At 55.0% G+C, this 10,402-nt stretch carries 11 protein-coding genes; 6 read left to right on the forward strand and 5 right to left on the reverse strand.

From position 1 onward, the window contains the following. Window positions 1-143 precede the first annotated feature (143 nt). From V6D20_22040 to V6D20_22055, 4 genes are all read left to right on the forward strand, one after another. Window positions 144-527 (forward strand): DUF3110 domain-containing protein, encoded by a 384-nt coding sequence (locus tag V6D20_22040; protein ID HEY9818465.1) that lies wholly within the window; start codon window positions 144-146, stop codon window positions 525-527. Between the two features lie 79 nt (window positions 528-606). Further along, on the forward strand, window positions 607-1,554 hold the full coding sequence (murQ, locus tag V6D20_22045; GenBank protein HEY9818466.1) for an N-acetylmuramic acid 6-phosphate etherase: 948 nt from the start codon (window positions 607-609) through the stop codon (window positions 1,552-1,554). Window positions 1,555-2,504: 950 nt separating this feature from the next. Further along, window positions 2,505-4,022 carry a site-2 protease family protein gene (locus V6D20_22050; GenBank protein ID HEY9818467.1) on the forward strand — a complete coding sequence of 506 codons (1,518 nt, stop codon included), beginning with the start codon at window positions 2,505-2,507 and terminating at the stop codon, window positions 4,020-4,022. 1 nt (window position 4,023) lies between these two features. Beyond that, on the forward strand, window positions 4,024-4,827 hold the full coding sequence (locus V6D20_22055; protein ID HEY9818468.1) for a PIN domain-containing protein: 804 nt from the start codon (window positions 4,024-4,026) through the stop codon (window positions 4,825-4,827). On the opposite strand, the gene V6D20_22060 is transcribed toward V6D20_22055, so the two are convergent. Continuing rightward, complete coding sequence (locus tag V6D20_22060) at window positions 4,824-6,107, reverse strand: FGGY-family carbohydrate kinase (protein ID HEY9818469.1); 1,284 nt, start codon at window positions 6,105-6,107, stop codon at window positions 4,824-4,826. The two genes, V6D20_22055 and V6D20_22060, sit on opposite strands and share 4 nt — an antisense overlap. A gap of 157 nt (window positions 6,108-6,264) precedes the next feature. On the opposite strand from V6D20_22060, the gene V6D20_22065 reads away from it, so the two are divergent. After that, window positions 6,265-7,221, forward strand: a complete 957-nt coding sequence (locus V6D20_22065; protein HEY9818470.1) for a lysylphosphatidylglycerol synthase transmembrane domain-containing protein — start codon at window positions 6,265-6,267, stop codon at window positions 7,219-7,221. On the opposite strand, the gene V6D20_22070 is transcribed toward V6D20_22065, so the two are convergent. Continuing rightward, window positions 7,218-7,424, reverse strand: a complete 207-nt coding sequence (locus V6D20_22070) for a hypothetical protein (protein ID HEY9818471.1) — start codon at window positions 7,422-7,424, stop codon at window positions 7,218-7,220. The two genes, V6D20_22065 and V6D20_22070, sit on opposite strands and share 4 nt — an antisense overlap. Window positions 7,425-7,622: 198 nt before the next feature. On the opposite strand from V6D20_22070, the gene folP reads away from it, so the two are divergent. Then, window positions 7,623-8,501: a dihydropteroate synthase gene (gene folP / locus V6D20_22075; protein HEY9818472.1), complete on the forward strand. Its 879-nt coding sequence runs from the start codon at window positions 7,623-7,625 to the stop codon at window positions 8,499-8,501. Between the two features lie 19 nt (window positions 8,502-8,520). Here folP and V6D20_22080 read toward each other — a convergent pair whose 3' ends face one another. From V6D20_22080 to V6D20_22090, 3 genes are all read right to left on the reverse strand, one after another. Continuing rightward, window positions 8,521-8,751 (reverse strand): DUF167 domain-containing protein, encoded by a 231-nt coding sequence (locus tag V6D20_22080; GenBank protein HEY9818473.1) that lies wholly within the window; start codon window positions 8,749-8,751, stop codon window positions 8,521-8,523. Further along, window positions 8,751-9,542, reverse strand: coding sequence for an E3 ubiquitin ligase family protein (locus V6D20_22085; protein ID HEY9818474.1), 792 nt, complete (start codon window positions 9,540-9,542; stop codon window positions 8,751-8,753). Before V6D20_22085 ends, V6D20_22080 begins: the two co-directional genes overlap by 1 nt. Before the next feature lie 235 nt (window positions 9,543-9,777). Beyond that, window positions 9,778-10,206, reverse strand: coding sequence for a (2Fe-2S) ferredoxin domain-containing protein (locus V6D20_22090; GenBank protein HEY9818475.1), 429 nt, complete (start codon window positions 10,204-10,206; stop codon window positions 9,778-9,780). Window positions 10,207-10,402 lie beyond the last annotated feature (196 nt).

Consider the following 10,402-nt stretch of genomic DNA (forward strand, 5'->3'; position numbering starts at 1 on the left):
GGATACCTGCGAGGCTGGCTCTTTGCCCGCCCCATCTAGCCAACCCATCTGACCCGCCCAAGAGAGCATAGATAGGAGGGGCAGCAACAGGGTAGGCTATCTACTACAGGATTGAGTTATGGGACTGAGAAGGTCGAGATATTATGCAGGTATTTGTTCTTTTATTTAACGCTGGCACAAGCAACGAGGGCATCCACACCCTCAAGGTGAGCGATCGCAACATTGTGTTGATGTTTGAACATGAAGATGACGCCGTGCGCTATAGCCTGATGCTAGAAGCCCAGGATTTTGGTAGTCCTACGGTGGAAGCATTTGAATCTGACGATATTGAAGAATTTTGCCTAGGGGCAGGCTATGAATGTAAGCACATTCCCACCGGCACCCTCGAAGTTCCTCCCGATGCCAACGCCCCTTCCACCGATTGGCAACCCGACGGTACAGCTCAGCCGGAACCAGTTAACCAAGAGGGCGAATTTTCTGCCGATGAGCTAGAACGACTGCGGAAGCGGCTCGAAGGTTTGCTTTAGCTGCAAGGTCTGCTCTGGCAGCCCTGTTCTACCCTAGTCTTCTACCTCATACCCCATCGTGACTGAATAGTGACTGACCATGGCAAACCCCTCCCCCAACTTCACCCACATCCATGAACGCGGGCATCTGCTCACCGAACAGGCTAATCCCAATAGCCAAACTCTGGATCAACTCAGCACCTTAGAGCTAGTTCAACTGTTCAACCAAGAAGACTACCGCGTCTTGGAAGCGATCGCCTCGGCAGAAGCAGCGATCGCCCAAGCCATTGACCTGACGGCTCAGTGCCTCCGGCAGGGAGGACGACTGTTTTATGTGGGCGCTGGCACCAGCGGACGGCTGGGCGTCCTGGATGCAGCGGAATGCCCCCCTACCTTTTGCACACCGCCAGAATTGGTTCAGGGCATCATTGCTGGGGGAGCTGCGGCCTTGGTGCGCAGTTCTGAAGATTTAGAAGATCGGGAGGAAGACGGTGCAGGGGCGATCGCCCATCGCCAAGTGACCGATTTGGATGTAGTCGTAGGCATCACGGCCGGCGGCACCACCCCCTTTGTCCATGGAGCCATCCAGGCCGCCCGCCAACGGGGAGCCCACACTATTTTTATCGCCTGTGTCCCCCAGGAACAATTCGCCGTTGAGGTAGATGTAGACATTCGGCTGCTGGTGGGGCCCGAGATTTTAGCCGGATCTACCCGTCTCAAGGCCGGCACCGTCACCAAACTGGTCCTAAATACCCTGTCTACCGGCGTCATGGTGAAACTGGGCAAGGTCTACGGCAACCGCATGGTAGATGTAGCCGTGACCAACAATAAGCTCCACGATCGCGCCCTGCGGATGTTGCAAGACCTGACGGAACTCAGCCGTCCGGAGGCGGCCCTGCTGCTGGAACGCAGCGGTCGGCAAGTGAAGTTAGCCTTACTGATGCACTGGACGGGCTTAGATACCGAGGCGGGCGATCGCCTCCTTGGGCAACATCAGGGTCAACTGCGTCAAGCCCTAGAGCACCATTCAGCCGCCACGACAGATTAATCAGCCGCTGGCATCTACGCAAATTCACGAATATTTGCTAACATCGACGAACAGGCAGGCCGTGCATACGCGTACATCTCGCAATATATTTTGTGAGGCGATCGTGAATCTCAGGGTTTATACTTAGGACTCAGGGTGCACATTAACAATTTCTATCGAGCGATCGCTCAATATCAAGAGTACGATTAATACCACCAGGGTGTTTCTACTGAACTTGATTCATTGAAGACTCAGTGAAGTCACGCGGTGAAGTCATAGTTCAATCAAGGCTGGCTTAGGTCTGGCTCTACAGGCTAGGTTGGGGGTAACCATCCCTAGGTGTAACTAAGGTTCACCGAGTCAGCCGGTTCTTCCCTATCCATTGGGGCAATCTATGCCGCCCTGTTGCCGTTGATCTTTGAACTTTTGGGTTCATTTCAAACTAGGCAGACTGTCTAGGCAACAGGGTGAGGCAGCAGCATCGCATCTTCTTCAATCGGTTCATCTCACTATTCCACCATCAGGGCGATCGTTATGGGGAGACGACCTTAGGTCAAACTACAGGACGACTCCCCATTCAGCTACTACAATGGGGCCTAACATCCCTATTGCCTTCATCAGCAGGGGGCAATGAAACCATCATCACTTCAACCCCTATCTACCCGACGCTGTGTCCTGAGGATGCAGCAAGCGACAGTTCACAGTTATGACGGCGTGCCAAGATAAGGGCGATCGCTGGCAATCTTCCGTCGAACGAAGCTCCCGGATCAACATCCTCAGCCATGCAACAGGATGTTGTCTTGCTCCCATGGTGCATCCCCTAGCCCTACATCTGATCACGAAGGATCCGAAATCTAGGTTTCTGCTCTGTTCTCACAGCAAGCATCTTCAAATTCGGGGCCCATCCGCGTAACCATAGAAGATGTAGTGAACTTCAACAGGTTCTGTCGTAAGACAGAGAAACGATAGATATGGTTACTGTTCTGATCCTATTGATCGCGCTGGGTGTATTGGGGTGGGGGCTATACCGATCGCTACCCCTCGGCAAGTTTGGCGTCTTAGCCTGGCTGCAATCCGTGCTGCTCATGGCTCCTTGGTTACTGTTCTTTGCGCTATTTGCCGTTGGCATCTATCTCAACTTGGCAGCGGTGCTACTCCTGCTGCTGATCTCTATCGCTGGGTATGTGCTTTTGGGGCGACGGCTGCGATCGCTCAGCCAAGATCCCCAGGTTCAAGAAAAAATGGCTATGTTGAAAAACTCGACAGCCCCATCTGCTTCATCCCTAGATGATCCAGCATCGTCCATGGATGAAACACCCGAAGGGTCACCTGCCAAGTCAGTCACGCCGTCGGAGGAGGCCGCCAACCTCGACATTATTCCCATGCCCGCTGAAGACTTGAAAGCGGTGCAGGGCATCTTTGGCATTGACACATTTTTTGCTACGGAAACCTTACCCTACCAAGAAGGCGTCATCTTTAAAGGGAACCTGCGCGGCGAAGCAGCCGAGGTGCATGAGCGCCTCAGCAGCAGCCTCAAGGATCGAGTGGGCGATCGCTATAACCTATTTTTAGTGCCAGCTCCCGATAGCCGACCCACCATTGTGGTGTTACCAAGCCGCAACGGCCCCCAGCCCAGCACCACCGCCCAGCGGCTCATTGCTTTGCTGTTGGCGCTACTCACCTTTGCCACCTGCATGGAAACTGCGGGGCTGTTTTTGGGGTTTGATCTGCTCAACGAAGCCAGTCGCTACTCCGAAGCCTTTCCTCTAGGCATCGGCATTGTGCTAATTTTGGCAGCCCACGAACTGGGTCATTGGCTGACGGCCGAACGCTATCAGGTACGTCTCAGTCCACCGTTCTTCATTCCCACCTGGCAAATTGGCTCCTTTGGAGCCCTCACCCGCTTTGAATCATTGCTGAAAAACCGCAGCATCTTGTTCGATATTTCCTTGGCCGGGCCTGCGGCAGGTGGAGTGTTGTCCCTCATGGCATTGGTGATTGGTCTCGTGCTGTCGGGCCCTGGCAGCCTTTTCCAAGTGCCCACGGAGTTTTTCCAAGGGTCGATCTTGGTGGGTATGTTAGCCCGTATTGTCTTGGGTGCTGAGCTACAGCAAAGCATCGTCAGCATCCATCCGCTGACCATTCTAGGTTGGTTGGGTCTGGTGATTACCGCCCTCAACCTCATGCCCGCCGGACAGTTAGACGGTGGTCGAGTGATGCAGGCGGTCTACGGACGTAAGGTCGCCCGGTGGTCAACGATTGTCACGCTGATTGTGTTAGGCATCGCCACCTTTGCAAACCCCCTCGCGCTCTACTGGGCTGTGCTGATTTTATTTCTACAGCGTGGTCTAGAGCGCCCTTGCTTAGAAGAAATTTCTGAACCCGATGATGCCAGGGCAGCCCTGGGTCTTCTAGCTTTCTTCTTGATGGCTGCAACATTACTTCCAGTGACGCCGGCGTTAGCCGGACGCCTGGGCATAGGAGGATAATATGGCAACTGCAATCCCACCCGTTGAAGTCGTTCTAGATCTCAGTACGTTATCGGCAACGAATACGCGAGAGTGGATGGGCTTCGCACGGGTGGGAACGTGCCATGTCCCCAAAATCATCCACGAAGAAATGCGGTTTCTCCACGAACGGGCTCCTGATCCTGACCTGGAACGGGTTGCCCGAGAATTTAACCGCTTCTATCGAGACTGTCAGTGGCACATCAGTGATGCGATCGCCCATCATCCGGCCCTGCGTTCGTCAAGCGGCGAAGCGCTGACCAAACGCAACCGGATCGGGCTAGCGGTCGCGCGATGTGCCTATGGTCTTGCCGAGGATAACCCAACACATTTGGTGGTTCTCGTGGTCAGCGATCGCGCCATGATGCAGCGCATCTACAGCATGAAAGTGCCTAATCTCTGTGCCATCAATGGGGCCATGCTCTTGCAGTGGAGCCAAACAGGGCAGCGCCCGATTCCTATCATTCAAAAAATTCAAGAAATGCGGATTTCATCGGGCACAAGGGCACGCCTAGCGGTCAATGCCTCATCCAAACCCAGTAGCACCTACATTCAAACCTCCACCCGCATTCAAACCAACTCATCGCCACGCCCGCGATCGCCCGTGATTCATACGCCGATCGCCTCCACGCCCCACTGGCTACCAGACGTCATTTCCATCTTGACAGCCCTAGCCGCGTTAGGAATTGCGATCGCTGTGGGCTGGTATATGATCTCCCATTCCACCTCCCAGCAAAGCAGCCCCCAAAGTCGCATCTGGTTAGCAGCCCAAATTACCTCTAGCTAGGCTGGATGCAACGACCGACGCTGCGCTAAGCGCGCTACTCCATAGGCAGCTTCGGTTTGCGCAGCAGGACTCACGGGGACAGGAAGATAGCGATCGCGAATGGCCGTCCAGGTTGGATTCTGGGCCCCACCACCCGCCGTATAGACCTGGGTCAAGGGTGAGGCCCCCAGTTCCACTAAACGTTGATAGCCCCGAGCCTCAATCTGGGCGATGCCCTCCAAGATACCTTGTAGAAACAAAGCATCCTCAGGGGGACGGGGGGTGAGACGCGGCGGCAGATGGGGATCCGCTACCGGAAAGCGTTCTCCTGGGCTCGGCAGTGGATAATAGTCAAGCTGGCTGGGCACGGTAGCATCCATCTGCTGACTCAGATGGGCGATCGCTTCATCATCAAAAAACTGACGCAGCACCGCCCCTCCAGTATTTGACGCTCCTCCCACCAGCCAGTGATGGCCAAAACGATGGCTATAAATTCCTTCCATCGCCCGATCCACGCGGATCCTGCTAAGTAGTTTAAGCACCAGCGTAGACCCTAACGAGGTAACCGCCTGCCCAGGTTCTGCCGCTTCACTGGCCAAAAATGCCGCGATACTATCGGTGGTGCCTGCGCACACCTCACAGCTCTCAGGGATAGAAAACTGTTGGGCGATCGCCGGCGCTAGACAAGCAATAGGACATCCAGGCGTCAGCACTTGCGGTAAGCGCACAGACTGCACCAGCAGCGGTAAAGATTGAAACCAATCCGGGTAGCGATCGCCCGCCACGTCGTAGCCCAGCTTCAGGGCATTATGATAGTCACTCAGCCCTAGAATGCCGTGGAGATGGAAGGCTAGCCAATCAGCCTGATGCAAGAGGTAGAGAGGGCCGTCTTGGGTCAAGCCGCGATCGCCCCACCATAGTAATTTTGCCAAACTAGAGGTAGCGCTGATCACCGGATGATCCGGAGGCGCGATCGCCCTCAGGTGATCTATCACCACCTGACCACGACTATCGTTGTATAACAGCGGTTCTGTAACCGGTTGCCCTTGGGCATCACACAACAGCACCGTCCCCGACGTGCCATTCAGAGCGATCGCCCCCAGCCCTTGCCGTACCGTTAGAGGAAGTTGCCCGAAGAGCTGGTCGAGGGACTGCCGCCATTGCTCAGCCCATTGAGCCGGATCCCCAAGCTCCACCGTTACCCGCACAGAAGCTAGGATTGCCCCGGCTGGATCAATGGCGATCGCCCGCGCCCCAGATGTACCGAAATCAATGCCGAGGGCGTAGTGCTCTGAGTTCATCTGCATGTCCTAGTCTGTGGGTATGGTCGCTCGGGGACGATCTCTATCTCTATGGCGATCCCCCAACCATCAGCGAACCCGCCAGTGTACCATTCGAAAGCTGTCCACCATCCTTGCCTGCGGCCAGCCTTTGCCCATCTATCCCGCCCTAGATGCTATGAAACGGTTGATTTCTCTTGGCGTTAGCCTCATCATTCTAGTCGTTATCTACCAGCGCATTGACCTAGAGGGTCTCGTACAGGTGTTTCAGGACTGCGATCGCCTGTGGATGGCCATCAGCCTGGGCATGGTTATCCCCCTCACCCTGTTGACGGCATGGCGACTACAGCAGTTAGTGCCCGCTAAGGTGCATCTAGGGCTAGGCGAATCCAACCGGCTGATTCTAGCCGCCAGTACCTTAAATATGGTGCTGCCCTCCAAAATGGGCGATATTGCTAAAGCCTACTTCATGCGCGATCGCGGTCACTTGAGCGGATCCTTGGCGCTCTCCCTGGTGGTGTTTGAAAAAGCCTGCGACCTGCTCTCGTTATTGCTTTGGTGCGTCTTTGGGCTGATGCTCTATCCCAACAAAGACTGGCTGTTTTGGATGATGACCCTAGCCGTGGTCAGCGGTTTGCTGCTAGGGATTCTGCTGCTGAGTTCACCGAACATAGCCCAGTGGAGCTTTCGCACCCTAGGACGTATTGCGCCGAAAGCCATGCACCCCAAACTGGTGAAACTCAGCCATGCTTGGAGTGAAATGCACAGCTACTTTTGGGGCGATCGCCGACAACTCTTGCGCATCACCCTCACCTCCATCTTCATTTGGTTTTTACACCTGCTGCAGATTTGGTTCTTCATCCTGGCGCTGAGAGCCTCAACCCCCTTTTTAGCCAATCTGGCCCTATCACCCCTGGCCATTTTGGCAGGACTCTTGCCCCTCACCTTTGCTGGCGTTGGTACCCGCGATGCTGCCCTGATTTTGTTTTACCAGCCCTACTTTAGCGCCGCCACCGGAGCCGCCCTCGGGCTGCTTTGCACATCCCGCTACCTGCTGCCCGCCATCGGTGGTCTACCCTTTTTAGGGCAGTACCTGAGCACCGTCAAAAAACAGACTCCCCACGAATCACCCTAGAACTCTCCGCGTTCCAACTGTTCTTCCAGGTCACGAATTTGTCCCCGGGCTTCAACCAATTCCGCTGCTAAGGTGCGTAAACTCTGACGAGCGGTATTGAGATAGGCCTCTGCCTTTTGGCGATCGCCCGTTTGCAGGGCGTAGTTGGCATCTTCTAAGCAGTCTTGCAGCACCACAAAATCCAAGGTTTTTGAAAGCATCATAGGTAGAATCCCCCGTATCAGATAGGTCTATTTATGGTTCAAAGCATGCTTGGTTTAACTAGCAGACGAACTTCCTCATCCACGTTTGAGGAAAACTGCACGTAGTTTAGCGCTGATCGCAGATTCGATCGGCTCAGCACTACCTTATTGTTACGTTTTGCCCATGCTAGCCTAGTTTTTTTTCATGGTTTAGAGTCTATGACCCCTCACCCCTCACCATCCGCCTCATCCCATCAATCTTCGCCACCTCCCGATTGGAAAATGTGGGGCCGCAAAACTTACATCATGGGCATCCTCAACGTCACGCCCGATAGTTTCAGTGATGGCGGACAGTTTGCCAGCCTCGATCGGGCGATCGCCCAAGCCCAGCAGATGGTCAAGGCTGGGGCAGATCTAATCGACATTGGCGGTGAATCCACACGCCCCCAAGCCATGCCCGTCTCCCTAGACGACGAGCTGCAGCGAGTGATTCCGGTGATTCAGGCCCTGCGCCAAGGATCGGCGGCGATCGCCACCCCCATCTCCATCGACACCACCAAGGCCACCGTGGCGCAAGCGGCGGTGGCAGCAGGAGCAAACCTGGTGAATGACGTCTCGGGAGGCATCTACGATGCAGCCATGCTGACCACCGTCGCCCAGTTGGGTGTCCCCATTGTGCTCATGCACCTACGCGGCACCCCCCAGACCATGCAGCAGCTCACCGACTATGACGACGTGGTGGGCGACATCATCCATGTTTTACAAGGCAGGGTCAACGCGGCGATCGATGCCGGGATAACACCCGACAACATTATTCTGGATCCAGGCATCGGCTTTGCTAAAACCCACGAGCAAAACCTCGACATCCTCCGCCAAATTCCGCGTCTACGCGCCCTTGGTTATCCGCTACTGATTGGCCCATCGCGCAAACGGTTTATTGGCGATATTCTCAACCAACCCGATCCTCAACAGCGCGTCTGGGGTACGGCCGCCGCCTGCTGTGCAGCGATCGCCCACCATGCCGACATCCTACGCGTCCATGATGTGGCAGAGATGGCTGACGTCTGTCGGGTAGCCGATGCTATCTGGCGCGCCTAATACCCGGTCTTCTCAAGCCTCAATCGTCTTCAATTTCAATCAGCTTGCGCTTGGCAGTCAGCCCTGATTGGATGGTGACCCGAGACTTAGGAATCGCATAGTAAGCCGCGATCGCCCCCACCAATTCAGCATTGGCCTTCCCTGCCACCGGCGGCGACGCCAGGCGTACCAGCAGCGTGCCATCCTCCAAGAGGGCGATCGCGGGTCGCTTGGACTGGGGCTTCACCGTCACCCAAACGTTTCTGACCATCAGGTGACGAGCCCAACTAGTACCAGCACCACGCCTAGGATGATGCAGCCCACCATGCCATAGAACACAGCCTGAGCCGTTTTCTCCGCCGACTGGGTAAGTTCTTCATCCGTCTTCAGGGAAATCAGATAGGACTTACTGCTATCCAGCGGCTTTTGCAGCACCAAGCTCCCCACCCCATCACTCACCGTTGCCAGGACAAGGGCCCGGCGTCCTAGGGGCAAAATTTGCTCCTTATAGCGATAGCCCAACGTGCGGCGACCGCTGCCCCCCGCCGAAAGGGTGACCGAAAATTGTCCAAAGGTCAGCCGATTCCCCGCTTGCTCCCCTTGGCGAAACTCATCTAGCACCTTAATAGTTTCGATCGCTGCCCCTTGGGGATTCACCTCAATCCTGCCCGTGGCATCCTCCAGCCAAAAAGGCACCGACTGTTGATTGCTCGATACCGTTTCCGACGATCGCCGGGTAGAGCGGGTGGTTTTGCCATCTTTATCGCGACTGGTGACCGTTTCTTCATACTCACGGGTCACGGTCATTTTGTAATGCACACAGACTTCTTGCTTCAGTTCCGAGACCAAGGGGCGATCGCAGCTAATGTGACCGACAACTTTGACGTAGTCTCGCCAACTGCCACCGCCAATTTCCGCTGCGATCGCCCCAGCCATTTGCTGCAGATCAGCCACAGTAGCAGGCCGAGCAGATTTCAAGCTAAACGCTCGTTGTTTTTGATGTCGCTGGACAAAAAATAGGCTGATCCCGACCACAATCAAAATAAAGCCAACAATATGCATCTTGACTAGCCTCTGCTGCGCTGATCGCCATTCAACAACTTTAACCAGACGTGAGGTCGATAACGTTCGGGCTCCAGAAACCCTTACCCTTTGGGCAATATACCGTTCGGGCTGAGCCTATAAATTTTTAGCCCTGCGTGAAGTCATGCCCCACGGTATACAGTGTGGACGAAATTAGGGGAAATCCCTAGTAACGTGCAACACTCAGTCACATTATGACTACATAGAGGGTGACCTATGAGAGATCGAGAGTTTGCTCACCATCCAGCGGCTCCAGCGAGGGGCGATCGCTCTTTCCATCTTCACCTGAGACATCTGCATCCTCCTCAGCAACAGCTTCCCCATCGTAGGGATGAAACCGGGGATGAAGCAAGCGTTGAACCGGGCGATCGCCCTTGAGATGTTGGTCAACAATCTCCGCCGCATCGTCTGGACGCACACGACAATACCAAGTTTGATCCGGCATCACCTGCACCGTGGGCCCCGATGCACATTGCCCGAGGCAACCGCTGGAGCTAATCAGCACACCCTTAGGGGCGATCGCCCTGAGTGCCGCTAGAACCTCAGGTGAATGGTTCCGCTCACAGGAGCGGTACTGACACACCATGACGCAACGGCGCTTGATCGGCTGAGAGTCTTGGGATGCAGAGGAAGTAGCGTTCAAAATATAAAACCCAGGGTCATCATGGCCTCACTGAAGATCACGATTGAGGCTTGAGGATGCGATCAAGGAAGGTATCTACGGATTGCTTAAACTGACGCTGACGCTGCCATTTTTGAAAGGAGCGATCATAGTCTTCCCCTTGGGTATTAAACGTCTTCCAAGTGTCTAAGGAAAGACCTAAACCCCAGCCCAGCAA

The organism is Candidatus Obscuribacterales bacterium, assembly GCA_036703605.1.
Classification (GTDB): Bacteria; Cyanobacteriota; Cyanobacteriia; order RECH01; family RECH01; genus RECH01.